Source organism: Bacillus sp. JJ1533, assembly GCF_036965045.1.
Lineage (GTDB): Bacteria > Bacillota > Bacilli > Bacillales > Bacillaceae_L > Ferdinandcohnia.
This window is the reverse complement of sequence record NZ_JBALOV010000057.1, coordinates 14,809-38,877: the sequence shown is the minus strand read 5'-3', so window position 1 is coordinate 38,877 and position 24,069 is coordinate 14,809. Positions and strand designations below refer to the sequence as shown.

At 36.4% G+C, this 24,069-nt stretch carries 24 protein-coding genes; 9 read left to right on the top strand and 15 right to left on the bottom strand.

Annotation, left to right across the window (positions count from 1 at the left end; translation table 11 throughout):
* Positions 1 to 435 precede the first annotated feature (435 nt).
* Positions 436 to 786 carry a hypothetical protein gene (locus V7138_RS24420; protein ID WP_335402528.1) on the top strand — a complete coding sequence of 117 codons (351 nt, stop codon included), beginning with the start codon at positions 436 to 438 and terminating at the stop codon, positions 784 to 786.
* A gap of 651 nt (positions 787 to 1,437) precedes the next feature.
* Positions 1,438 to 2,601 carry a tyrosine-type recombinase/integrase gene (locus tag V7138_RS24415; RefSeq protein ID WP_335402527.1) on the top strand — a complete coding sequence of 388 codons (1,164 nt, stop codon included), beginning with the start codon at positions 1,438 to 1,440 and terminating at the stop codon, positions 2,599 to 2,601.
* A 46-nt stretch (positions 2,602 to 2,647) separates the two neighbouring features.
* Here V7138_RS24415 and V7138_RS24410 read toward each other — a convergent pair whose 3' ends face one another.
* The gene (locus V7138_RS24410) at positions 2,648 to 3,592 is read right to left on the bottom strand and encodes a tyrosine-type recombinase/integrase (protein WP_335402526.1); all 945 of its coding nucleotides are present in this window, start codon (positions 3,590 to 3,592) and stop codon (positions 2,648 to 2,650) included.
* Between the two features lie 390 nt (positions 3,593 to 3,982).
* Between V7138_RS24410 and V7138_RS24405 the strand changes: the two genes are divergently transcribed.
* Entirely contained in the window at positions 3,983 to 4,327 is a 345-nt protein-coding gene (locus V7138_RS24405; protein WP_335402525.1) for a hypothetical protein, read from the top strand.
* Between the two features lie 85 nt (positions 4,328 to 4,412).
* Here V7138_RS24405 and V7138_RS24400 read toward each other — a convergent pair whose 3' ends face one another.
* Positions 4,413 to 4,670, bottom strand: coding sequence for a hypothetical protein (locus tag V7138_RS24400; RefSeq protein WP_335402523.1), 258 nt, complete (start codon positions 4,668 to 4,670; stop codon positions 4,413 to 4,415).
* Between the two features lie 126 nt (positions 4,671 to 4,796).
* Between V7138_RS24400 and V7138_RS24395 the strand changes: the two genes are divergently transcribed.
* Complete coding sequence (locus V7138_RS24395) at positions 4,797 to 5,978, top strand: alanyl-tRNA editing protein (protein ID WP_335402522.1); 1,182 nt, start codon at positions 4,797 to 4,799, stop codon at positions 5,976 to 5,978.
* Positions 5,979 to 6,007: 29 nt separating this feature from the next.
* Here the strand turns inward: V7138_RS24395 and ytvI are convergent, their stop codons facing one another.
* The 4 genes from ytvI to V7138_RS24375 form a co-directional block, all read right to left on the bottom strand.
* A complete protein-coding gene (gene ytvI, locus V7138_RS24390; protein WP_335402520.1) occupies positions 6,008 to 7,063 on the bottom strand; it encodes a sporulation integral membrane protein YtvI in 1,056 nt (351 codons plus the stop codon).
* A gap of 162 nt (positions 7,064 to 7,225) precedes the next feature.
* Positions 7,226 to 9,670 carry a DNA topoisomerase IV subunit A gene (gene parC / locus V7138_RS24385; RefSeq protein WP_335402519.1) on the bottom strand — a complete coding sequence of 815 codons (2,445 nt, stop codon included), beginning with the start codon at positions 9,668 to 9,670 and terminating at the stop codon, positions 7,226 to 7,228.
* A 7-nt stretch (positions 9,671 to 9,677) separates the two neighbouring features.
* Positions 9,678 to 11,660, bottom strand: a complete 1,983-nt coding sequence (gene parE, locus V7138_RS24380) for a DNA topoisomerase IV subunit B (RefSeq protein ID WP_335402518.1) — start codon at positions 11,658 to 11,660, stop codon at positions 9,678 to 9,680.
* Between the two features lie 221 nt (positions 11,661 to 11,881).
* Positions 11,882 to 12,295 (bottom strand): CoA-binding protein, encoded by a 414-nt coding sequence (locus tag V7138_RS24375; protein WP_335402517.1) that lies wholly within the window; start codon positions 12,293 to 12,295, stop codon positions 11,882 to 11,884.
* Between the two features lie 399 nt (positions 12,296 to 12,694).
* On the opposite strand from V7138_RS24375, the gene plsY reads away from it, so the two are divergent.
* Positions 12,695 to 13,306: a glycerol-3-phosphate 1-O-acyltransferase PlsY gene (plsY, locus tag V7138_RS24370; protein ID WP_335402516.1), complete on the top strand. Its 612-nt coding sequence runs from the start codon at positions 12,695 to 12,697 to the stop codon at positions 13,304 to 13,306.
* A 220-nt stretch (positions 13,307 to 13,526) separates the two neighbouring features.
* Complete coding sequence (locus V7138_RS24365; protein WP_335402515.1) at positions 13,527 to 14,714, top strand: CapA family protein; 1,188 nt, start codon at positions 13,527 to 13,529, stop codon at positions 14,712 to 14,714.
* Between the two features lie 71 nt (positions 14,715 to 14,785).
* On the opposite strand, the gene V7138_RS24360 is transcribed toward V7138_RS24365, so the two are convergent.
* From V7138_RS24360 to acnA, 6 genes are all read right to left on the bottom strand, one after another.
* Positions 14,786 to 15,211 (bottom strand): acyl-CoA thioesterase, encoded by a 426-nt coding sequence (locus V7138_RS24360; protein WP_335402514.1) that lies wholly within the window; start codon positions 15,209 to 15,211, stop codon positions 14,786 to 14,788.
* A gap of 129 nt (positions 15,212 to 15,340) precedes the next feature.
* Complete coding sequence (tlp, locus tag V7138_RS24355) at positions 15,341 to 15,574, bottom strand: small acid-soluble spore protein Tlp (protein WP_335402513.1); 234 nt, start codon at positions 15,572 to 15,574, stop codon at positions 15,341 to 15,343.
* A gap of 167 nt (positions 15,575 to 15,741) precedes the next feature.
* Positions 15,742 to 15,879 carry an acid-soluble spore protein N gene (locus V7138_RS24350; protein WP_335402511.1) on the bottom strand — a complete coding sequence of 46 codons (138 nt, stop codon included), beginning with the start codon at positions 15,877 to 15,879 and terminating at the stop codon, positions 15,742 to 15,744.
* 99 nt (positions 15,880 to 15,978) lie between these two features.
* Positions 15,979 to 16,110 (bottom strand): FbpB family small basic protein, encoded by a 132-nt coding sequence (locus V7138_RS24345; RefSeq protein ID WP_335402509.1) that lies wholly within the window; start codon positions 16,108 to 16,110, stop codon positions 15,979 to 15,981.
* Positions 16,111 to 16,271: 161 nt separating this feature from the next.
* Positions 16,272 to 16,793: a TlpA family protein disulfide reductase gene (locus V7138_RS24340; protein WP_335402508.1), complete on the bottom strand. Its 522-nt coding sequence runs from the start codon at positions 16,791 to 16,793 to the stop codon at positions 16,272 to 16,274.
* Between the two features lie 284 nt (positions 16,794 to 17,077).
* Entirely contained in the window at positions 17,078 to 19,786 is a 2,709-nt protein-coding gene (gene acnA / locus V7138_RS24335; RefSeq protein WP_335402507.1) for an aconitate hydratase AcnA, read from the bottom strand.
* Between the two features lie 221 nt (positions 19,787 to 20,007).
* Between acnA and sspO the strand changes: the two genes are divergently transcribed.
* Positions 20,008 to 20,157: a small acid-soluble spore protein O gene (sspO, locus tag V7138_RS24330; protein WP_057999856.1), complete on the top strand. Its 150-nt coding sequence runs from the start codon at positions 20,008 to 20,010 to the stop codon at positions 20,155 to 20,157.
* 38 nt (positions 20,158 to 20,195) lie between these two features.
* Here the strand turns inward: sspO and V7138_RS24325 are convergent, their stop codons facing one another.
* Positions 20,196 to 20,450 carry a hypothetical protein gene (locus V7138_RS24325; protein WP_335402506.1) on the bottom strand — a complete coding sequence of 85 codons (255 nt, stop codon included), beginning with the start codon at positions 20,448 to 20,450 and terminating at the stop codon, positions 20,196 to 20,198.
* Positions 20,451 to 20,575: 125 nt separating this feature from the next.
* Between V7138_RS24325 and V7138_RS24320 the strand changes: the two genes are divergently transcribed.
* Positions 20,576 to 20,719 carry a small acid-soluble spore protein P gene (locus V7138_RS24320; protein WP_116350483.1) on the top strand — a complete coding sequence of 48 codons (144 nt, stop codon included), beginning with the start codon at positions 20,576 to 20,578 and terminating at the stop codon, positions 20,717 to 20,719.
* 33 nt (positions 20,720 to 20,752) lie between these two features.
* On the opposite strand, the gene selA is transcribed toward V7138_RS24320, so the two are convergent.
* Positions 20,753 to 22,153: an L-seryl-tRNA(Sec) selenium transferase gene (gene selA / locus V7138_RS24315; RefSeq protein ID WP_335402504.1), complete on the bottom strand. Its 1,401-nt coding sequence runs from the start codon at positions 22,151 to 22,153 to the stop codon at positions 20,753 to 20,755.
* Positions 22,154 to 22,305: 152 nt separating this feature from the next.
* Here selA and V7138_RS24310 point away from each other — a divergent pair, with 152 nt between their 5' ends.
* Positions 22,306 to 22,701: an Hsp20/alpha crystallin family protein gene (locus tag V7138_RS24310; RefSeq protein WP_335402503.1), complete on the top strand. Its 396-nt coding sequence runs from the start codon at positions 22,306 to 22,308 to the stop codon at positions 22,699 to 22,701.
* A gap of 17 nt (positions 22,702 to 22,718) precedes the next feature.
* Here V7138_RS24310 and V7138_RS24305 read toward each other — a convergent pair whose 3' ends face one another.
* Complete coding sequence (locus V7138_RS24305) at positions 22,719 to 23,984, bottom strand: SpoIID/LytB domain-containing protein (RefSeq protein ID WP_335402501.1); 1,266 nt, start codon at positions 23,982 to 23,984, stop codon at positions 22,719 to 22,721.
* Positions 23,985 to 24,069 lie beyond the last annotated feature (85 nt).

Genomic DNA, 24,069 nt, shown 5'->3' with positions numbered 1-24,069 from the left:
ATCTAGCCATGGCTAGATACCTATTAAACCGAAAAGAAAGAAAACAGTCTAACCATAAAACCGAAAGTTTATAATATAGGGTATTAAAACAAATTTAAAATTAAAAAAGATAGAGCAATTTACTATTATAGAAACAACAAGTACTGTCCTATTCTAATATGTAACTTATTTATTTTTTAGGTTAGGTCATGTAACAAAGAAAAAGATATCTTTTTTTTAGTATATTTATTAATCTCTTTAATATTTTATAAACTTTTGAGTATTTTTATAGCCAAGTAAATTATACAATGATATAATCTAGATATAAATAAATAAGATGAAATCGCAGGAAGCACCTGGATTCTTAGGAACTAATTAAAGATAGCAATAGCCTATCTTCAATTAATTCTTAATTATTCAGGTGCTTTCTTTTTTTATCTTAAGGAGGAGAATCATATGAATAGACATAACGCTACAAATTTTGTTGGGGATCCAACCTGGACCTTACGAATTGCTTTAGAGAAGATGAGAGAGTATCGAATGTGGCAATCTTGTACATATACAGCATATCTAAATGTTGCAGATCGCTTCATAGACTTCGGTTTAAAGCAAGGGTATGAACCGACCCTTGAAGGGATTCAGTCTCATCATGTAGAAAAATATATTAAACAAGCCAAGGGAAAGGAAGCATGCCAAACCACAAAACGAGTATTGGCATCTCTATCTAGCATCTATTCCTTTTACGTAAATCTTGGAATAATCAAGGATAATCCTTTCAAGGAAGTTATTCGCCGCACAACTTGGTAAAGTTGGGCGACATACTAGAGGATTATAATTTGATGGAAATGTTAAAATCTATGCAGCAATTTAATAGATCAAGGAGAAAGAGGGACAAGATTTATCTGTCACAACAATCTTAGAAACAGACAAATTCAATAGAGAACTCGGCTGGTTGGATAAACCTGGCGACACCTCAAAGTTACCGAAACTCTATTCCAGCAATTTTAGATGAAAAAGGAAAAAACATGGGCATCTCTAGGACTTACTTGGCCAATGTATCAGCTTTACTCATCATTTACGGAGTGATAATCGAATAAAAGACCTGCGAAAGTAGCTAACAAAACTTGAGGGGGATATTTATCAGGAATTACATAACCGTAAATAAGTAAAAAATGATGTTTCATAATCGAAATATAGCTTTTTACCACTATACAAGACTAAATTTGTCCTCCACGTAGATGATTTGAAAAATGTAAAAGGGAAAAATAATATTCCTTTTTTTAGGACTAGTAATAGCTTTGATAGATAATTGTTGCTATAATTTAGTTATAAATTAAATGATGAAATCGCAGGAAGCACCTGGATTCTTAGGAACTAATTAAAGATAGCTATAGTCTATCTTCAATTAATTCTTAATTATTCGGGTGCTTTCTTTTTTATCTTTAGGAGGAGAAACAGATGAATAAACAAAATACTACAGATATCGTATCAATTGAGGATAGGGCACTTCCAACATGGACAATACGTGTTGCCTTAGAGGAAATGAAAGAGTACCGCACTTGGGAAGAGAATACATACAAAGCTTACCTAAAAGATGCAGAGCGGTTTGAAGACTTTAGCTTAGAGCATGGTTTTGAGCCTACCCTTGAGGGTATTAAGCTACATCACGTTCAAAAATATATCAAACATGCTAAGGATGAGGAAGCATATCGAACAACGAAGCGAGTAATCGCAGCCCTTTCAAGTGTATTTTCCTTTTACCAAACAATTGGGACGATTACGCACAACCCTTTTAAAGCATCGCGCGTGCCAGTTGGTAAAGTAGGTCATCACTCAAGAGCATTAGAGTTTGATGAAATTGTAGATGTCTTTGAGGCCATTGAACTGATAAAGGATAAGGAGGGGAAAGATTTGTCCGTCACTACCCAAGTTATGTTTTTTACTGGTTTACGTAATGATGCTCTAAAAACTTTACAAGTAAGAGATGTGTTGATTGAGAAGGCATTAATCTCTTATGATCCAGGAGTGATTAACAATAAACATGTCGTTCAATTTTTCCCAATTCCACCCAAATTGCTAGAAAAGTTAAAACACCATATTGATTATTTTGGACTTCAACCCGAGGAACAGCTGTTACACGGATTATCAGGACAAGATCTAAAAAATAAACAACTTAATCGCGTAACCGACCGAATAAATAAAGAATTGGGATGGATAAATGATAAGCATATTACCCCACACGGGTACCGTGCTTCTATCGCTACGATTTTAGATGAGAGAGGATTTGATCGCATTAACATCAAATACTTATTGGGGCATACCATTACAAAAGATAATGTGGATCAATACTTACGACGTGATAATCGTAAAATCCGTGCTCTTCGAACGGAATTAACAAAAATTGAAGAAGAAATATATGAGGCATTAGAGCAACGCAGAGCAAGTAACATGGAAGAAACACATGATGAAGTCATTTACACGAATGAAAAACAGTTTACAAATCAAAATCAACAACCAACAGGTGATCAAGCGAAGATATCGATGCACGATTTTGTTGCACTCACGAAAACAAATCCACAATTAGCACAAGCACTTGCTGCAGCTAATCTGGTGGCAATGTAAACAAACCAAAAAAGCTACCAACATTGTGGTAGCTTTCCTTGTACCATTAATCAAATCGAAACGAGTCAATCGCGCGTTTCTTGGAATCAAAATCAATATGAGTGTACACTTCAGTGGTGGCTAAAGATTCATGACCTAATAATTCTTGCAGAGTTTTTAAGTCCACCTTATCTTTACTATACGGCATACCATCCGCATCTTTGGTTTCCATTTTCGATTGCTGCAACAACAAAGTCGCGAAGGTATGACGCAAGTGATGCAATGAAAACCTCGTGGGTGGAAGACCAGCTTGTTTCAAGGCTTCCTTAAAGATCACATGAAGGCCACGCGGGTTTAATGGTTTGCCATGGTGGTTTAAAAAGACATGTTCAGATGGATATGTCTGATATTCCTGCAAAGAATCCTTATACCCCTTTAATACAGGTAGAACGGATGAGTGAAGGGGGAGGAGGCGTTCCTTTTTTCCCTTCCCGTAAATTCGTATGGTTTCATTAAAAAAATCTAATTGCTCCCAGGTAAGGGATACAATTTCTTGCCGTCTCATCCCAGTTGTGGCGAGTAACTTAAACATCGCTTCATTTCGAAGTGCAAGGTGATTTTCCGATTGTTCGAGAGACGCAAATAACTGCTTTAATTCTTGTAAATTCATGTAAACGGGTAACTTATTTTCAGACTTTGGCGCTTTGATTCCAGACATAAAATCAGAATCAATGAATTGCTCTTTGAGTAAATACTTGCTTAATGATTTTAAGGCAGAGATACGTCGTTGCATCGTTCTTGGCTTCATATTCGCATTCATCGTCTGGTCCTGGATAAACCGTCTAACAATAGAGCGATTGAGATCTTGCAAGTCGCAAGAACGGTTGTGACGCTTTAAAAATTGGTGAAACAGGGTCAAATCATATTCGTAACTAAGAATCGTTAAGTCCGAATAATTTTGTTCCACTTTTAAATACAGCAGAAAATCATCGACAGCTTGTTGCAAATCCATTGGGATCGACCTCCAAAAAATGAAATTATTTGGACACACCTTGTCATTAAATCCCGACCCTAGGAGTTATCGGAACGGTACCGGAAGTTATCCGGACGCTCTAACACATTATCGTCAAGTTAGGGGGAGCCAACTTCACAATATCCATTACTATAGGAAGTTAAGTCAATTGTTATTGTTCGGATGCAGTTTGTATCTAGTTTACATAATATCTATTCTAGGAACCTAGTTCAAATCAATAAAATTATAGCAAATCTATGCTAAAATTAAATTATCTTAAGTTATAGTTATTAATCTTTTTTCTATAATCATTAACATTTAGTTATACAATTAGTAACCAAACTCATAACGCAATCTAATTTAAAATTTAGTCCAGGAGTTGTTCTACATATGCCTTATGAAAGCAAAATTCGATCACATAATGCTGATCGTGTAACCAAAAATACAACAATTAGCAGCAGTTTACTTGAACAAATTAAAGTAATTGCAAATCACGAACAAATTCCGTTTAATCAATTACTTGCTGACGGAATTGATTATGTATTAAATACCTATAAGAAACCAAAAGAATTTAAAGCTCCAGCCAAGCCTACAGATCGAATTCAAATGGCCACAACATTTAGTCATGTACAATATGAATTGCTAAAAGATCGTGCACGAAGACTTCGTACACATGCAAATACATTAATTGAAATGGGAATGGAATTTGTTATAGAAAAATACCGAAATGTTTAATTCCAACCCTCCCTCATCTTTTTTGTACTTTAGTTTACATAATATTATTATGATAAACCGAATGCCTATTTTCCCACATTAACATTTAATTCAACTTTCCACGAATATGTATCAACTCTTCCAGTAGCTCTTCCATCTCCAAAAGGCTAATTCTTACTGGCATCTGGTCATTTAGCGTAATAAAATGCTCCTGTTCCCCACTCTCGACTTCTTTCATTAAGTAATTACAAATGGCATCAAGTCTTTCCTTACTTATAACGGATTGTGTCTGCATATGCTTAAATTGTGTTAAAACATACGCACCTTCTTCGATTTCTCCTGCAATTAGTCTGTTATCTTCCATATCATTTGCCTCCTCAACTACTCTTAAATTGCTCCTCCTCCCTTCTATTTATTACACTCATAATTGAAACTTTTTAATTTTTCTAGTATGTTTTTAATATCTACTGTCGAAAGGATTGAATACAAAATGACAAAAAAACTATATTACGAAAATCCTTATTTAACGAACTGGACTACTACTATTACTGAGATTATCAGCAAGGATGATTACTTTCTTGTTACTTTAGCAGAAACTGCATTTTATCCTGAAGGCGGTGGACAACCATCTGACACAGGATGGATTGATCGTATTAAAGTGATGGATGTCTTCCAGGAAGACGGCGCAGTATATCATAAACTCCCCCATCCCCCCGAAAACAGTGAAGTCGAATGTCAGATTGATTGGGAGCTAAGATATGACCACATGCAGCAGCATACTGGTCAACACTTGCTGTCAGCCATTTGCATCGATGAATATGATGCACACACATCAAGCTTCCATTTAGGTAAAGACACCGTTTCAATTGATTTGAGTGTTTCAGAATTTAGTGATGATCATCTTTTACATATCGAAAACGTGGTAAATAAAGCTATCTATGAAAACAGGAAAATTAACACATATTTTGTTTCCAAGGAACAAGCTAGCACCCTTCCACTTCGAAAAATGCCAGATGTTGACGGAGATGAAATGCGGATAGTTGAGATTGATGGAATTGATACATCCGCATGTGCTGGTACACATGTGTCTAGGACCGGTGAACTAGGAGTCATGAAGCTCTTAAAAACAGAAAAAAGCAAAGGAAATACACGTGTGTACTTTATTTTTGGAGGTCGAGCCCTTAAAGATTACCAGGCAACACATTCAGTATTAACAACCTTAGCCAACCAATATAGTTCAAATCGCGAGGGTCTCATAGAAAAAATCACCAAAATAGAGGCAGAAAATAAACAATATCAAAGAGAAATTGAGGAATTAAAAGGTCAAGTCAATCAATTTCTTGCTCAGGAACTAATCCAATCTCATAACGGTACAATGATTATCAAGACTTTCGGAGATAAATCGCTGAAAGAACTCCAAGGTATAGCAAAACAAATTAATGAGTCATCTGATCAATGTGTTCTTTTTACAACAACACTTGAAAATAAACTGCTTATCTCACATAATGGCTCATTAGCGGTTCAATGTGGTTCATTATTTAAGCAAGAATTAAAAAATTTCCATGGGAAAGGTGGCGGCAACAATACCACTGCCCAAGCTGCTTTTGATAAACTAAGTGACCTTGAAGCATTTAAAAGCTTCTTAGAAACAAAAATAAAAGAAGCTATATAAGTAAAAAGCTACCTGTCAAGGTAGCTTTCTTATATTTTATCCGACTTAAAGCTGAAATTAATAACCCCAGCTTTTGTTAATGAATCGTAAAGGATAACGAGTAGAGGTCCAAGTAATAAACCAACAATACCTATAATTTTAAATCCTAAATACATACTTATCAGTGCAGCTAATGCACTTATACCAAAGCTTTGTGAATAAACCTTTGGTTCGATAATTTTTCGAATTACAGTGATTAACACAAAAAGAATCAATAATCCTATCCCAAGTTTGGTGTTCCCGTTAATTAATACAAAAACGGCCCACGGAACAATAAAGGATCCAGTACCTAGGATTGGTAGTAAGTCAACAAGAACGATAAGTAACGAAAGAATTAATAGATACTTAACATCTAATATCCAAAGCCCTATATAGGTGATGATAAAAGTAATACCACTAAGAACAATTTGTGCTTTTAAAAAGCCGACAAATATCTTTTTCAATTGGGTCGTAACAATCTTAACCTTTTCAATTGAACTCTCCTGCAACATCTCCTTAAGCTTGTTTTTAATTCCTGGCAGATCGTTCATGAAAAGAAAAGCTGCAACTAAATACACAATTAATTCTAATAATAGCTGTGGAAGACTTGAAACAAACCCAAAAGTCCCCTCTGTAATATTTCTTGCTACAACGATTAATAAATCCTGGAAGGAATACAGGGTGTTCATGATTGAATCCATGACTTCCTTTGGTAAATCCTCAAAATAAGTCTCAAATTTTTGAAAGGTTGCAATGATTTGGTCCGTATCAATACTAGAGACATAAAACGGTATATTTTTCACAACTGTAATCAATTGATTAATAATGACATTGACTAATAAATATCCCAAGAACAAAACGAATACCATGAACACGACAAATGTTACCGTAACAGAATAGATTCGTTTAATTCGGTAATTGGTAATTAATAAGTTGACAATTGGCTCCAATAAAAGAGCAGTTAAAAAGGCTAATATTAATGAAATTGACATTGGTAATAAGTACAATGCAGCAATTAGCACGAGGACGAGGAGAATATTTCTTTTATTAATATATTTTTTAACCATTTTCGCAATATTACCTACTCTCTATGTAAAGCTTATAAAATTATTGTACAGTAAAGCAGACATATTTAAAATATAAATATTTTTCGAAATTAAGACATTTGATTTGACAATTTCTCATTATCTAAAAAAACAGCTACCATTTAGTAGCTGTTCTTTGTAACGTTATTTTGTTTCGTCATTTGTTTCTTCTTGCGTTAATATCCATGTATCGATTACTTCTCCGGCGTCATCAGTATCGACTACAAACGAACCATTGCTATAACGATCATTTGGACGCAAAGAATTGGTATCAACACTTTCGATTTTTCCATTTTGTGTCTTGAGGAAAATTTCATCTAAATTCGTTACTAGATGTGCTCCTGCAATACGATGTGGGTGATTCTTTAACTCGCGAAGCATGACTAATCCACGTTTTGCGCGTGTTGCTTTTTCAAATTCTGAGATTTTCATTTTCTTCACGGCACCACGTTGTGTAACAATGCTTAATTCAGCTGTTGTCGAAGGTGGTAAGACATATCCAGCGACAACATAATCGTCTTCTTTTAGATTAATTCCTTTAACCCCTGCTGCTCTTTGACCAACAACGTTTACTTCTTCTTCTCCAAACCAAAGTCCATAGCCTAGATGTGTAACTAAGAAGACATCCATATTTCCATTTGTGATGTGTACATTTACAACTTCATCATCATTTTTTAGGTTAATCGCAACAAGTGGTTTTGAGTACCTTTGAGCTTTATACAACGAAAGCTCTGATTTTTTCACCATTCCATTTTTCGTGATGAAAAGAAGATATTCCGGTAGCTCAAAATTTGTTACAGGAAATGCTTCAATGATAAACTCGTCGCGGTCTATACTGATAATATTCGCAACATGCTGGCCGAGGTCCTTCCACCTAATATCAGGAAGTTCGTGAACTGGAATGTATAAATAGTTCCCTTTGTTCGTAAAAAGCAGTAATGTATCCGTCGTATTGATTTCAAATTGGCGTAACAATCGATCTGTATCCTTCATGCCAAAATCAAGGCCATTAGACGCGGCATAGGATCGAGGACTTGTTCGCTTTACATAACCATCCTGAGTTACTGTTACAATTACATCCTCAGATGGAATCATAACCTCAAGATTAATTTTAATCTCTTCAATCTCTTCTTCAATTTTTGAACGGCGATTATCGGCATATGATTTTTTCACACGTTTTAAGTCTGTTTTAATAACCTGTAAAAGCTTGCGTTCACTTTGAAGAATTTCCACTAATTCACTAATTTTTTTATTTAATTCATCAAATTCCTGCTGTAATGCTGTGATGTCTGTGTTTGTTAGACGATATAATTGCAAGGAAACAATCGCTTCTGCTTGTGGCTCTGTAAATTCAAATTTTTGGATTAAGTTATTTTTAGCATCCTTCTTATCTTTAGATGCGCGAATTGTTGCAATTACTTCATCTAAAATCGATAAAGCCTTAATAAGACCTTCAACCACATGCTGACGTTCACGTGCTTTTGCCAATTCATAGTGAGAACGATTGGTAATAACCTCTTTTTGATGGTTAATATACGCATCTAAAATCATCGGTAAACTCATCAATACTGGTCGTCTATCTAAAATTGCAACCATGTTAAAGTTATAGGTTATTTGAAGATCTGTATTTTTATAGAGGAAATTCAAAACTCCCTGTGCATCTGCGTCTTTTTTTAGCTCAATGACAATTCTTAAGCCTGTGCGGTCTGTTTCATCACGTACTTCGCTTATCCCTTCCACTTTTCTGTCTAAACGAATCTCGTCAATTTTTTTAACCATATTCGCTTTATTGACTTCATATGGAATCTCAGTTACAACGATTTGCTGTTTTCCACCACGGAGATCTTCAATATCCGCTTTACCACGTACGATGATTTTTCCTTTACCCGTTTCATAGGCTTTTTTAATTCCTTCAATCCCTTGAATAATACCACCTGTTGGAAAATCAGGGCCCTTAATAACCTGCATAAGCTCATCAACCGTTGAATCTGGATGATCAATTCTCTTAATAACCCCATCAATAACCTCGCCAAGATTATGTGGAGGAATATCCGTTGCATACCCTGCAGAAATTCCAGTTGAACCATTAACGAGCAAATTAGGAAAGCTAGCTGGTAATACAACTGGTTCTTTACTTGTGTCGTCAAAGTTTGGAATAAATTCAACCGTGTTTTTCTCAATATCACGTAAAAGTTCGGAAGCAAGGCTTGATAGACGTGCTTCCGTATAACGCATCGCTGCTGGTGGGTCACCATCATTACTACCGTTATTTCCGTGCATTTCAACTAAGACATTTCGAACTTTCCAGTCCTGACTCAAACGAACCATTGCATCATATACAGACGTATCACCGTGCGGATGGTAGTTACCAATTACATTACCAACTGTTTTTGCAGATTTTCGAAAACCCTTCTCAGAAGTATTTCCTTCAACATGCATAGCGTATAGAATACGTCTTTGTACTGGTTTCAGACCATCCCTTGCGTCCGGTAATGCACGATCTTGAATTATATATTTACTATATCTTCCGAAACGATCACCGATAACCTCCTCAAGAGGTAAATCACGAAATTTTTCTGCTTGTACCATCTATCTGTTACTCCCCTTCTACGACCGATAAATTTTCATTGTCCAAAATATTCGAATCATCTTCAAGACCAAAGGCAACATTGGATTCAATCCATTTACGGCGCGGTTCAACCTTGTCACCCATAAGTGTTGTTACTCTTCGTTCTGCTCTAGCTCCATCATCGATTCGGACTCGAATTAGCGTTCTCGTTTCGGGGTTCATGGTTGTATCCCATAGTTGATCAGCATTCATTTCTCCTAAACCTTTATAGCGCTGAATGATATAACCTTTTCCTATTTTGCTAATTGCACCTTTTAATTCGTCATCACTCCATGCATATTCAATGACTTCCTTCTTCCCTGTTCCTTTACTTACCTTATAGAGTGGTGGAAGTGCAATATAGACCTTACCCGCTTCAATTAATGGCTTCATATAGCGGTAAAAGAACGTTAAAAGTAAGACTTGAATATGTGCGCCATCGGTATCTGCATCCGTCATAATAACGATTTTGTCATAATTGATATCTTCAACAGCAAAGTCGGCCCCAACTCCGCCACCAACCGTATGAATAATCGTATTGATTTCTTCATTTTTAAAAATGTCTGCAAGCTTTGCTTTCTCTGTATTGATGACCTTACCTCTTAGTGGCAAAACTGCTTGGAATCGGCGGTCCCTTCCTTGTTTAGCGGAGCCTCCAGCGGAATCACCCTCTACTAAATAAAGCTCATTTTTATCAGGATTTCGAGATTGAGCAGGAGTTAGCTTTCCACTTAATAAGGTTTCAGACCTCTTACGTTTTTTTCCGCTTCTAGCTTCTTCTCTTGCTTTTCTTGCAGCCTCTCTTGCTTGAGATGCCTTAATTGCCTTTTTTACTAGTAGAGTACTCACTTCTGGATTTTCTTCAAGGAAATACGCAAGGTTTTCGGACACAACTGAATCGACAGCAGAACGCGCTTCACTTGTTCCAAGCTTTCCTTTTGTTTGACCTTCAAATTGCAGTAATTCCTCTGGAATACGTACAGACACAATCGCTGTCAATCCTTCTCGAATATCAGAGCCATCAAGGTTTTTATCCTTTTCTTTTAATTGGCCGGTTTTTCGTGCATATTCATTAAAGGCACGGGTTAATGCGGTCTTGGATCCAATTTCATGAGTACCGCCATCCTTTGTTCTAACGTTGTTTACAAAGGATAAAATATTTTCTGAATACCCATCATTAAATTGAAATGCAAAATCTACTTCGATTCGATTTTGAACACCCTCAAAAGATACAACTGGATGCAAGACATCCTTTTCCTCGTTTAAGTATTCTACAAACGCTTCAAGGCCATTTTCATAATGATAAACATCACGGACGTCATTTCGATCATCAATAATTTCAATTTTTAACCCTTTTAATAAAAAGGCAGATTCTCTTAAGCGTTCACTAAGTATTTCATAATTAAAAGTAGTTGTGCTAAAAATGGTTGGATCCGGTTTGAAATGGATGGTAGTCCCTGTTTGATTCGTCTTCCCGATGTTTTCTAGTGTGGTAGCAGGGATTCCGCCATTTTCAAAGCGCTGCTCGTATATAAATCCATTACGCTTAATGGTAACAGTTAGCCACTCAGATAATGCATTCACAACAGATGCACCTACCCCGTGGAGACCGCCACTTGCTTTATAACCGCCTTGTCCAAATTTCCCACCTGCGTGGAGAACGGTGAAAATAACCTCTGTTGTTGGCTTACCCATTTTATGCATCCCAGTAGGCATTCCACGTCCTTTATCCTGGACACTTATGCTATTGTCTTTATGGATTTTAACAATGATGTGATTCCCATAGCCTGATAGAGCTTCATCCACAGAGTTATCTACAATTTCATAAACAAGGTGGTGAAGACCTTTGCTATCTGTGCTCCCAATATACATACCAGGTCTTTTTCTAACAGCTTCAAGGCCTTCTAATACCTGAATGGCATCATCATTGTAATCAAATTGTTGCTTAACCAAAAAACATACCCCTTTCATATACAAAACACTTGGGAGATACCCAAGTACATAGCTAACAATTTAGCCTCTCTCTTTATAAGTGTATCACTAATAATAGTATTTTTTACTTAACAGAACAAATGTTTTGTTTTTTAATGCCCTATCTTTTATTTTATATCTTTATCCAGATTTGGCAAACCGTTTCTCACAAAAAGGTGAAAATCCTTGTATAAAAACAAGGATTTTAGTCTTACGATCTGTTATTTTGTCAGCGCATGCTCAACCTTAATACAACGATCCATGACAACGGTATGTCCCCGATCTTTTAAATAGTTGTATGCTTCCTCACTAACACAACCAAGCTGTGACCAAAATACATCTGCATCAATCTCATCGAATTCTTTTGCAACATCTATTAAATACTCAGAGCGGCGAAAAACATTAACAATATCGATATGACCTTCAATCTCTTTAAGTGATTTAACAGCTTTTACACCTAATGTCCCGTCAATAGTCGGATTTACAGGAATAATTTCATATCCAGCATCCTGCATTGCTTTACTCACCATATTTGAAGTCCGTTCAGGGTTATCAGATAATCCTACAACAGCAATCCTTTTACTTTTCTTTAAAATTTCACCGAGTTCAGCTCGAGTTGGAATTTCTAATACCATTATTAAAATCCCCTTTTTCACATATTTACGATTTTATGTCTCTCATAGTATTTCGGTCCCATGCATAGATATTCCTGCATTAATTTGATTAATGAATGTTTATTATAAGATATTCAAATATTTTTTGTCGAAATTTATAAAAAAAATCAATGTAAGGAAAAATTTCTAGTATAATGAGAATACTTGTACAAGCATGGTATTATAAGAAAAGCGCATGGCGCCATTTTATCGGCGACAAGCATAAGACGAGCGCTGACAGAAGGTGCAATTTACCTTCCGTAGCGATTGGCTTATGACCTACTAATGGCGCCAGAAGCTAGACATCGAACTCTATGTTCGAATGGTACTATGCTGCTCAGTAGCACTTATCTATATTATTTTATTAAAGGAGTTATGTGTATGGTACTAAATATTGTAATTATTCTCCTGGCTTATCTTCTTGGCTCGATTCCATCTGGATTGATTGTCGGGAAGGTTGGTTATGGTATTGATATTAGAGAACATGGCAGCGGAAATTTAGGTGGTACAAATACTTTCCGGACGCTAGGAAAAAAAGCCGGTTTAATCGTAACAACAGCTGATATCTTAAAAGGTACTTTAGCCACCGTGCTTCCTTTTCTATTATTGGGTGATTCATTTCCAGATTATTTTCCATTATTAGTTGGAATGGTGGCTGTTGTCGGTCATATGTATCCAATTTTTGCAGGTTTTAAAGGTGGTAAAGCTGTTGCAACCTCTGGCGGGGTGTTATTGGGATATAACCCGCTCTTGTTTTTAACGACCTTATTATGCTTTTTTATTTTCTTAAAATTAACGAAAATGGTATCACTCTCTTCTATGCTAGTTGCCATTTACTGCGTCACTTACAGTATTGTGTATAGCATTTTTATTAAGACCGATTTCCCTTTAATCATCGTTGTTTCATTACTTGCGGCATTCGTATTTTATCGCCACCGTGCAAACATTGTCCGGATTAAGAATAAGACTGAACCTAAGATAAAATGGTTATAAGAGAAGGCGTGTGATCAATTGGTCACACGCCTTTCGCATTTTATATAAATCGATCAAAAAATTCTAGGATTTTTCGATTGACCTTTATTTCGTTTTCCTTATCTGGTTATTTCAACCTATGAAACACTCCGAATTTTAGACAATATCCGATAAATTTCTAACCTATTTTCATAGTTTTGTATTATAGTAGAGTTATCATATATGTGGGGTGCTATGTCCTATGAGAAAAAGTAGAAGGAAACGAAAATCAATCAACATCACAAAATATCTCATCAGTTTACTTATTTTATTTCTAATTCCATTAGGTATTTATTTTACACTAAATAATGTAAAAGCTAATTCTGTGGCAGAAACATTCATTGCTCAAAATCATGATTTTAAAAAGACGGAGCAAGGATTTAAGCCTTTTACAACATCGATGACACTATCTGCAATTGGAGATATCCTAATTCATTCGATTGTTTATGATGATGCAAACACAGGTAATGGGTATGATTTCAAACCAATGATTGCAAATGTAAAGGCTTTACTTGAAAATGCTGATCTCACAATTGCCAATCAGGAAACAATCGTTGGTGGAACTGAAATTGGCTTATCAACCTATCCTAGCTTTAACAGCCCTTTTGAGGTTGCTGATGCATTCAAGGATGCAGGGGTTGATATTGTTTCCATAGCGAATAACCATACGCTCGACCGGGGTGAAAAGGCAATTATAAGCGCCACAAATTATTTAAATAAAATCAATATGGAATATACAGGAGGCTATCAGAGCCCTGAAGATAAAAGTAAAATTCGTGTGCTAAATCGAAATGGAATCAGCATAGCTTTCCTTTCCTACACATATGGTACAAATGGCATTCCTGTACCAAAAGGAAAAGACCATCTCGTTAATTTAATGGATATGGAATTAATCAAAAAAGATATAAAAGCTGCAAAAGAAGTAGCTGATGTCGTTTCGGTTAGCATGCACTGGGGAAATGAGTATCAATTATACCCGAATGATTACCAAAAACAATGGGCCCAGCAGCTTGCTGATGAAGGTGTTGACCTTATTATCGGTCATCATCCCCACGTCTTACAACCTATGGATTGGTTAACAGGTAAAAATGGAAACCAAACATTTGTTATATATTCGCTTGGCAATTTCTTATCTGGACAAATGTGGGATTACAAAGATATTGGTGGGGTACTACAGGTTGAAATTGTGAAAGAAGTAAAATCAAAAGATGAAACGGTTATCCGTGTTCAAAATCCACAATTTACTCCTACATTTGTATCAAACACGAACTATAAAAACTTTAAAGTCGTTCCACTCAAGGACGCAAAGAATTTTGGGCTGAGTAATGCAGCAAGTAAATACGAGGAAATGAACCACCATATGTATCAATGGTTGGACATCAAACAATAGGATTTACAAAAGGCATATCCTTCGATATGCCTTTTTAACTTTTACGACTTGCCGTTTTGAAATTTGATTATTTATTCTTCTTTCTTTTTGGCATTTTCGTACGCTGTATGCCAGTCTGGATAGTGCTTTCTAATCGCAATTGGACGGAATGAATCTTTTTTTGCACAAACATGTGATGAGGTCGCATTAACTGACACCTCACCATCTGGTCTTTCAATTTGATACCCATAAATGACGCGTAGACCATCATAATGTTCAATCCAAGTCTTAACTAATGCCGTTTCTCCATATCGTAACGGTTTTTTGTAAGAAACCTGGAGATCAATAACAGGAGAAATGATACCATCCCTTTCCATTGATGCATAGCTAAAACCTAAATCTTTAATAAGTTGGGTTCTCCCAAGCTCCATCCATACTAAATAATTCGCATGGTAAACGACACCCATTTGATCTGTTTCTGCATATCGTACTTCAACTTCCTTCTTTGAAATGAGCAATTCGTACCTCTCCCTACCCTATGATTAAAGTTATTTTATACAAATATAGTATCATAATCGAAAAGGCGTTGAAAACGAAACGAAATTAAAAAAATGGAGTATGCCCATCTAAAGGCACACTCCATACTATTATTGATACCCATTTTCACGAGCGGAAGCTTCGTCTTTAATCTCTTCTCTCATTGCCGCTATTGATTCTTCACGACGTTCGTTCTTCGCTTGAATACGTTCCCGATCTTGAGCATTTGAGAACTCCATAGATTCTTGAGCTTCCTCGATGTTCTCGATTGTGTTTTGAACCATGTCTTGTAGCTTTTCTACGTTATCACTACGATCATCTGGTTTAGGTCTGTTTTGTGTCATGTTTATTCCTCCTATGTAATGTATTACATCTTTATTTTGCTTCATATCTAAAAAATTTATTTCTGAAAAGAAAGGAGAGTCTCATGTAAATAAAGGATATTTTTGTCGTAAAAAAATAAAAGGACGTTGTTTAAAAACAAACGCCCTTTTATACATTGTGTATAAAGCTATTCACCTTTTGTTTGCATAACCTGAGCATGCTGCCCAGATTTATCCTGCATTTGTTTCCCTTTATTTCCACCAAATCCACGTGGTTGTGTCCCAATTTGGTTATTTTTAAATTGGTTATGATAATTTTTAGGCATTGTTTTTCCCCTCCTCCTTTTCATTATCACCTGTAACAGTGATTCTCATGTAAAAAGAAGTGAGGTGATTTTACCCATTTCAAAGATTTGATGGAAAATTTACTCGGCTTTTTCTAATCTTTTTTGCTCTATTCTCGCCTCGATACGATCCATTGCTTCTTGGTCTTTTAATAATTGTTGCTTGTTTTCTTTTACCAATTCAGCAAATGATACCTTTCTAACTTTTCTCAATTTTCTCACCTTCCTCTAACTACTATTGTAATAGTAATAATCCCCAAAAACGGTTATAATTATTACAAATTTTCGAAAATTTATTTAAAATTCTTTAAAAAGTCGAATTTTGGTAAAAAAGGACATAAAAAAAGAACCAAATTAAAATTGGTTCTTTTTACTTACTTTAATTTCTGGACCTTGTTTTCCAGCATTTCTAAGTCCATTTGACCTTTAACATAATCATTAATTGTTCCGTCAGAATTTATGAAAAATGTCTCGGGTAATCCTAAAACCTGATAATCACTACTTGCTTGGTTTTTAGGATCGACTAATAGTGGAAATGTATAGCCCTTTCCTTCAACAAATGTATGTGCATTTTCTGCCTTAACTTCTGAAGCTGTCATGTTGACTGCTAGGACCTCCACATCATCACTTTTATTTTCATAAAACGTTTGGATCTCAGGCATTTCTTCACGACATGGCTTACACCATGATGCCCAGAAGTTTACAACAACCTTCTTACCCTTTAAATCGGATAAACGAATCGTCTCGTTTTCATCATTTAATAATTGAAGTTCAAAATCAGGTGCTGTATTTCCAATTTCAATACCGGTTACCCCTCTTTTCTGATCCTGAACAAATTCGAAAACAGCATATCCTACTAAACCTATTAGAATGGCCGCAATGATAATTTTTTTCACGATTTAAATCCTCCGTAAAATTTCAACCATATAATATACCTAGTTTCATTATACCTATTTATCCATATAAAAGAAAAAAATTAAAAGGCAGTTTTGTGAACTCCACAAAACTGCCCTTAAAAACATAGGTTATGTCTAGTTTCAGCTCCCAACGACTAGCGAGACTTCCTTCACCTTCTGTACGATTAGTCAACATCGATTCACTATGTTCATCGTGTTTCCTTTATCTCCTCCAGGTTCAGTCCAGTCCGTACGTCGTTGAACGGTCGCTTCCGCCTTTCTATTTAACCCTTCATTTTTTCACGAAGTACCATTTGAAGAATACCGCCATGACGATAGTAATCAATTTCAACTTCACTATCGAAACGAACTAGTACATCAAATTCTTTCTTATTTCCTTCTTCATCAGTAGCTGTAACTTTTACATAGTCACGTGGTTTAACGTTTTCGTCAATTTGAACTTCGATTGCTTCTTTGCCAGTTAGACCAAGTGTTTCAGCATTTTCACCTTGTTTGAATTGTAATGGAAGTACACCCATTAATACAAGGTTACTACGGTGAATACGCTCGAAGCTTTCAGCAATGACTGTTTTAATGCCAAGCAGGTTTGTTCCTTTTGCAGCCCAGTCACGTGATGATCCCATACCATAGTCGTTACCAGCGATAACAGCTAGGCCAGTTCCATCTTGCTTGTATTTCATACATGCATCATAGATAGACATCACTTCTCCTGTTGGCCAGTAAGTAGTCCATCCACCTTCTGTCCCAGGAGCGATTTGGTTGCGGATACGAATATTCGCGAAAGTTCCTCTTGTCATGACACGGTCGTTACCACGACGTGAACCATATGAGTTGAAGTCACGTGGTGTTACACCTTTTTCCTGTAGGTATTTACCTGCCGGTGTATCTTTACCAATTGAACCTGCTGGTGAGATATGGTCAGTCGTTACGGAATCACCGAACTTACCAACTACACGTAAACCACTAAGTGGCTTAACTTCACCTGGCTCTTTAGATAAACCTTCAAAGAATGGTGGGTTTTGAATATATGTTGACTCTTCATCCCACACATACAGTGCTTCATCCGTGCTTTCAATTGCGTTCCAACGCTCGTTATCATCAAATACACGCTCGTATTCTTTTCTGAATAGTTCAGGTGTAACAGTCTTTTTAACTTCGGCTTTTACTTCTTCTGCAGTTGGCCAGATTTCGTTAAAGAAGACATCGTTACCGTCTTTATCTTTACCGATTGGTTCTTTTTCAAGATCGATGTCAACAGTACCAGCTAAAGCGTATGCCACTACAAGTGGTGGTGATGCAAGGTAGTTACCTTTCACTAGTGGGTGAATACGTCCTTCAAAGTTACGGTTACCAGAAAGAACAGAAGTGATAACTAGATCATTTTCAGCAACTGCTTTTTCAATTTCAGGAGCTAATGGGCCTGAGTTTCCGATACATGTTGTACATCCATAACCAACTGTACTAAAGCCAAGCTTTTCTAGGTATGGTAGTAAACCTGAATCTTCTAAATAACCAGTAACAACCTTAGAACCAGGCGCTAAAGATGTTTTTACATATTTTGGAACCTCTAGACCTTTTTCAACTGCTTTCTTTGCAACAAGACCTGCACCTAACATTACATATGGGTTTGAAGTATTTGTACAACTTGTGATTGCTGCGATTGCAATGTCACCAGTTTTCATTTGAACTTCTTCACCATCGTTGAATTTTACAGTGATTTCCTTGTTAATTTCTTCAGGAGTTAAACCGTAGCCTTGGTTACCAGTTGCAGTTAATGCTGTTTGGTATGCTTCTTTCATTTTTGAAAGTGGAATTAAATCTTGTGGACGCTTCGGACCAGAGAGATTTGCTTCGATTTCTGAAAGATTGATTTCAACAACATCCGTGAAAGTTGGATCTTCAGCATCTGCTGTATAGAATAAGCCGTTAGCTTTTGAATATTCTTCTACAACTTTAACTTGCTCTTCATCACGGCCAGTTAGACGAAGATATTCTAAAGCTTCGTTGTCTACTGGGAAGAATCCACATGTAGCACCATATTCTGGAGCCATGTTAGAAATAGTAGCGCGGTCTGCAAGTGGAAGCTGAGAAACCCCAGGACCAAAGAATTCAACGAATTTGCCAACAACACCCTTTTGACGTAATACTTGAGTTACTTTAAGTGCTAAGTCAGTAGCAGTTGTACCGTTTGGTAAAGTACCTACTAATTTTACACCGATAACTTCAGGTACTGGGAAATAAGAAGGTTGACCGAGCATACCCGCTTCAGCTTCAATTCCTCCAACACCCCATCCAAGTACACCGATACCGTTAATCATTGTGGTATGAGAGTCAGTACCTACAAGTGTATCAGGAAATGCTTCAAATTCACCGTTTTCACCTTCAACTGCATGAACAACGTTTGCTAAATATTCAAGGTTAACTTGGTGAACGATACCAGTTGCTGGTGGTACAGCACGGTAGTTGTCAAATGCTTTTTGAGCCCAACTTAAGAACTTATAACGTTCTGCATTACGTTCAAATTCTAGGTCCATATTAAATTTTAAAGCATCAAGTGTACCTGCTCTATCAACTTGTACAGAGTGGTCGATTACTAAATCTACTGGAATCTCTGGGTTGATTTTTTGTGGATCTCCACCCATGTCAGCCATTGCTTTACGTAGTGAAGCTAAATCAACAACAGCAGGTACCCCTGTGAAGTCTTGAAGAATAACACGTGATGGTTTGAATGGTACATCAACCTCTTGTAATTCATCAGTTCCCCATTTTGCTAAGTTCTCAACATGCTCTTTTGTAATGACTCTTCCATCAACTTGACGTAATACTGATTCTAAAAGAACCTTAATGGAATATGGCAATTTTGAAACGTTACCAATTTTAGCATCTTCTAATGCTTGTAAGCTATAATAGTTATACTTTTTGCCGTTTGCTTCAAATGAAGAACGGGCGTTAAATACATCATGCTTTGCCATATGTATACCCCCTTTGTTTAAATAATAACGCAATTTTACATAATTGTCGAAATTTAAGAGATTTTAAAACTCTTCCCATTAAATCCCTTACAATACATATATTAATATAACTATATACATAAGTAAATAACAAGATTGTTATTATACTCTATAAGTTTTACTTATCACACAGAAGGATAATTTATAGAAAAAAGAATAAAATAAGTTCGGAGGTGAAAAGAATGTCGAAACGTAAAGCTAATCATGTTCGACCTGGAATGAACGATGCAAGTGCGCAAGGTGTTGGAGCGGGTTATAATGAGGAATTTGCAAATGAGCCATTAACGGCGGAACAACGACAAAACAATAAAAAGCGAAAGAAAAATCAATAAATCATCTATGGAGGGCCCGCTTTTTGGCGGGCTTGTTTTTATTCGTTCACTTCATTCATAATCGATTGTAAATCCTGTTGAAACTGCTGTAGTTGGGATTTTTGGTGCTCTGATGCCACTTCCAAGGCATTCTCAATTTGTTGATAGGCTTCATTAACCTCATTCTTCAATCGTTTTAAATGGGCACCATAGTCGGGGTCATTGTTGACGATATTTGCATAAACATCTTTTGCTTGTTCTGTTCCTTGTTGTGCAGCTTGGAAGGCCTGCTGTTTGTCCTTATGATATGGCATTTTTTCAACTCCCTTAAGGTAATTCGTGCAATTATAGCTTACCTTTTTTCCAAAAAATCATTCAGTTCTACATCGCATAAAAATGTGGAAAAACACTATCCTAATACTTAAGGGAGGGATCAAACATGGGTGAAAAAAACACATTTAAGGATATTCGAGCAAACGGTGGGCAAAGCACCGGAAGTCAACCACAGCCTCTAAGTGGTTCGAAAAAAGTGAAAAACCGCAACCATTCCAGACAAAATAATAACCCAGGACACGATATGTAATTTGAAGTTGAGGATAAAAAGCCGTGCGGCTTTTTATCCTATCCATGTAAAAGCTTTTACGATTTCGCCCATTTCTTCATTTCCAATTGTCCGAAAGTCAAGAATGACTTCATTATTTTTAATCCGTACAATGATTGGTGTGGAATGTTGACGTAATTGAGTCGCCATAGCCTCTGCAGATTTTTTACGATGCCTTATACAAACGATATAAGTTGGTACCTCTACCCCTGGCATTGTACCGCCACCGATAGGTGAACCATCCTTAGTTATTTCGATTGTAAATTGATTGGTCTTTTCTAATAAATATTTTTTAAAATGCAGACAGCGTTCCTTGATTTCCTCCTTTGGAACGATGATGTCTCGTATTACCGGTATATCAGAGTATTTACCTTTTAAATAGGAAATTAAAGTTGCTTCAAGTGCAGCATATGTCATTTTGTCAACACGTAAAACGCGAGCGAGTTGGTGCTTTTTTAATTGGTTCATCAACTCTTTTTTCCCAACAATTATACCCGCTTGTGGTCCGCCAAGAAGCTTATCCCCACTAAATGATACGAGATCAACACCTTGTTCCAAAATTTCTTTAATTACAGGTTCATCCCCAATTCCAAGCTGTTTAAAATCGTATAGAACCCCGCTTCCAAGATCTTCATAAATCACAAGATTGTCTTTCTTCTTCTTGAGTGTGATTAATTCAGAAACATCAATCGTTTTCGTAAATCCAATTGTCTTAAAATTACTAGTATGTACTTTTAGAATCATTGCGGTTTCAGCTGTTATTGCATTCTCATAATCTTCTAGATGTGTTTTATTGGTTGTTCCAACCTCAACGAGCCTTGCGCCGCTTTCTTCCATGATTGCAGATATTCGAAATGAGCCGCCTATTTCCACTAATTGCCCACGAGAAACAATTACCTCTTGGCTCTTAGCTAAGGCACGCAAGACAAGAAAGACTGCGGCTGCATTATTATTAACAACCATTGCACTCTCGGCTCCTGTTAATTCCGTTAGCAGGGACTCTACAATGGAATGACGGGAACCCCGCTTTCCTTCATCAATGTCATATTCTAGATTGGAAAACCCTGTAGAGATATCGACAACATGTTGAATAGCTTCGTCACTAAGTCTTGCTCGACCCAAATTTGTATGTAAAACCGTCCCTGTTGCATTGATCGTTTTTGTTAAGTAGTATTTCGTTCTGGTTACTATTTCCTTTTTCCCCTCTTGAAAGATAAAAGCCATCATTTCTTCCTTAGATGTAACCCCGTTATCCCAATCTCCATTCATGATGTCACTTCGAATTTTTGCAACTACATCGCGTAATACACTTGTTAAGTAATCCTTCTCCACATGATGAAACGTAAGATTCTCCCCAAAGGATGGATGGGCTTGAAGTTCATGGATAGCAGGAAGTAGGTGTAAACTTTGTTTCATACCGATTCCTCCAAATTGCTTGCATATGTATGTCTATTTTTACATGATTGCACCTAACTTTACAACCGATTGTCCCAATTCTGCGTTTTCTATCACGAACAGGCTTCTTTTTGAATATCATACATATTAGGATTATATGGAGGCTTTAGTACATGAATAATTTCGATAATTCAAATCCTCTTTCCTTAAATGGAATGGAGGACTGGATGAAACAATTTCTTGAAGACCCGTATCTATTAGATGATTATCAATTTCGAATTGATTTGTTTGAGACACAAAATGAATACATTATCGAGGCTGAATTATCAGGATATCTTCCTGAGCAAATCCGACTAAATGTCAATCACGATACCTTCCATATCCAGCTAACAAATTGCGAAAATCCCCCTAATGACACAATATTAACCGAAAGAATGGTTACCCTTCCCTTTGAATTAGAAAAAAAGAAAATAGAGGCACTCTTTCGAAATGATATTCTTGAAATACACATCAAAAAAAATAGTAAACGCAAAAAGAAAAAAAACAAGATAAAAATAAAAGTCCTGTAAAAGCTACAGGACCCTTTCTAATTTGAAACTTCTTCATAATTCGAAATCGTTGTTTCAGGAAAATAAAATCGAATAATTTCTTCATATGTTTTTCCTTTATCCCCCATCATACTTGCTCCCCATTGACTCATCCCGACTCCATGTCCATAGCCTCTTCCTTTCATCACATATTTCATATCATCAGATTCGAGTGAATCAATATAGTAGCTTTTAAAAATTGTGCCACCAATCATCGGTCGGATTCGATTTAAGTTCACATCTTCAAGCGAAATTTCCCCTAAAAGGACAGTTCCATCAATCAATCTTTGTAAAAATTCAACTTCTATGGAACCTGTCATAGAGCGGTTCGATTTATATTTTTCAGGATTTACTTCAAATTTTGGAATGGAAAGAATCGCAATTTCTCCAGGGTAGCCTTGTCGATTAATCGATCTTTTCATGACAGCTGTTATCTCCTTGTCCTTTTCCTGGAGTGTCTCCCATGCATCAACAGACTCCCAATCAACGTTTTCAAGGTTTATTTGTGTTTTGGATAATGAAAATTCCCAAGGGTGTATTGGGTCAAAAGGATCTTCCTTTATAGGATAAAATGACCTACTTTCTCCTCCCCACACATTCTTATTACTCTCAGTTTTTCCACCGTTACTTGCCGAATAAAAAGCATCAATTAGTTTCTTTTTATATGTGATTACCTGTCCCTTGGTAGCTTCAACCGCCTTCGTTGTTCGTACATTCCATGCATAACCACCATACACTTGATAGAAAGTTGTGTCGTCCATGTCTTCTTTCAGATGAGATACAGCATAGGTTCTTGCAGCAAGTGCCTGAGCTTTTAGGGCTTCAATGTTCCAGGAAGGAAACACCTCGAGCGGGACAACTCCTTTTAAATAATCTTCTAAAGGAAGCTGGTTAACTGGACGAACAAAATGGTTATTTTCTATTTGAAACTCCATCGCACCTAAGTATGGACGTTCATTGATAAAAATAAGGTGATCCTCATTATAACTTCGAGGGATTAATAAAAAGCTGGTATCGACCTGTTGATTTACCTCTCCTCCTTTTAGATATAATTTCCCGTTTTTAACATATAACCTGTAGTTCACTCCTTCTTGCAATGATATAGTCGGATCCAAGGTAAAATAATCACCTGTAAATTTTATCTGTATCTCTTGAGCATCCCCCACATAATTTTTAAGTCGAACACGTACTAGTTCTTCAGCATCTCCATGTGCTAAATCGATTATAAAAATAAATAAACACGTCAAAAATAGGATCTTTTTCATATCCGTATAGTTCCCATTCAATGAGAAATATATGACAATCTATGTTTTAATAATTGATCATTTTCTTATTACAAAACTAACTCAT

Coding starts and splice junctions, on each gene's coding strand:
- V7138_RS24350 (WP_335402511.1), bottom strand. CDS start 15,879: ATGCCTAAAAATTATCATAACCAATTTAAAAATAACCAAATTGGGACA.
- V7138_RS24420 (WP_335402528.1), top strand. CDS start 436: ATGAATAGACATAACGCTACAAATTTTGTTGGGGATCCAACCTGGACC.
- sspO (WP_057999856.1), top strand. CDS start 20,008: ATGTCGAAACGTAAAGCTAATCATGTTCGACCTGGAATGAACGATGCA.
- V7138_RS24365 (WP_335402515.1), top strand. CDS start 13,527: ATGAGAAAAAGTAGAAGGAAACGAAAATCAATCAACATCACAAAATAT.
- V7138_RS24375 (WP_335402517.1), bottom strand. CDS start 12,295: ATGGTATTAGAAATTCCAACTCGAGCTGAACTCGGTGAAATTTTAAAG.
- V7138_RS24305 (WP_335402501.1), bottom strand. CDS start 23,984: ATGAAAAAGATCCTATTTTTGACGTGTTTATTTATTTTTATAATCGAT.
- V7138_RS24395 (WP_335402522.1), top strand. CDS start 4,797: ATGACAAAAAAACTATATTACGAAAATCCTTATTTAACGAACTGGACT.
- parE (WP_335402518.1), bottom strand. CDS start 11,660: ATGAAAGGGGTATGTTTTTTGGTTAAGCAACAATTTGATTACAATGAT.
- parC (WP_335402519.1), bottom strand. CDS start 9,670: ATGGTACAAGCAGAAAAATTTCGTGATTTACCTCTTGAGGAGGTTATC.
- V7138_RS24405 (WP_335402525.1), top strand. CDS start 3,983: ATGCCTTATGAAAGCAAAATTCGATCACATAATGCTGATCGTGTAACC.
- V7138_RS24310 (WP_335402503.1), top strand. CDS start 22,306: ATGAATAATTTCGATAATTCAAATCCTCTTTCCTTAAATGGAATGGAG.
- V7138_RS24410 (WP_335402526.1), bottom strand. CDS start 3,592: ATGGATTTGCAACAAGCTGTCGATGATTTTCTGCTGTATTTAAAAGTG.
- V7138_RS24400 (WP_335402523.1), bottom strand. CDS start 4,670: ATGGAAGATAACAGACTAATTGCAGGAGAAATCGAAGAAGGTGCGTAT.
- V7138_RS24325 (WP_335402506.1), bottom strand. CDS start 20,450: ATGCCATATCATAAGGACAAACAGCAGGCCTTCCAAGCTGCACAACAA.
- tlp (WP_335402513.1), bottom strand. CDS start 15,574: ATGACACAAAACAGACCTAAACCAGATGATCGTAGTGATAACGTAGAA.
- plsY (WP_335402516.1), top strand. CDS start 12,695: ATGGTACTAAATATTGTAATTATTCTCCTGGCTTATCTTCTTGGCTCG.
- ytvI (WP_335402520.1), bottom strand. CDS start 7,063: ATGGTTAAAAAATATATTAATAAAAGAAATATTCTCCTCGTCCTCGTG.
- acnA (WP_335402507.1), bottom strand. CDS start 19,786: ATGGCAAAGCATGATGTATTTAACGCCCGTTCTTCATTTGAAGCAAAC.
- V7138_RS24320 (WP_116350483.1), top strand. CDS start 20,576: ATGGGTGAAAAAAACACATTTAAGGATATTCGAGCAAACGGTGGGCAA.
- V7138_RS24415 (WP_335402527.1), top strand. CDS start 1,438: ATGAATAAACAAAATACTACAGATATCGTATCAATTGAGGATAGGGCA.
- selA (WP_335402504.1), bottom strand. CDS start 22,153: ATGAAACAAAGTTTACACCTACTTCCTGCTATCCATGAACTTCAAGCC.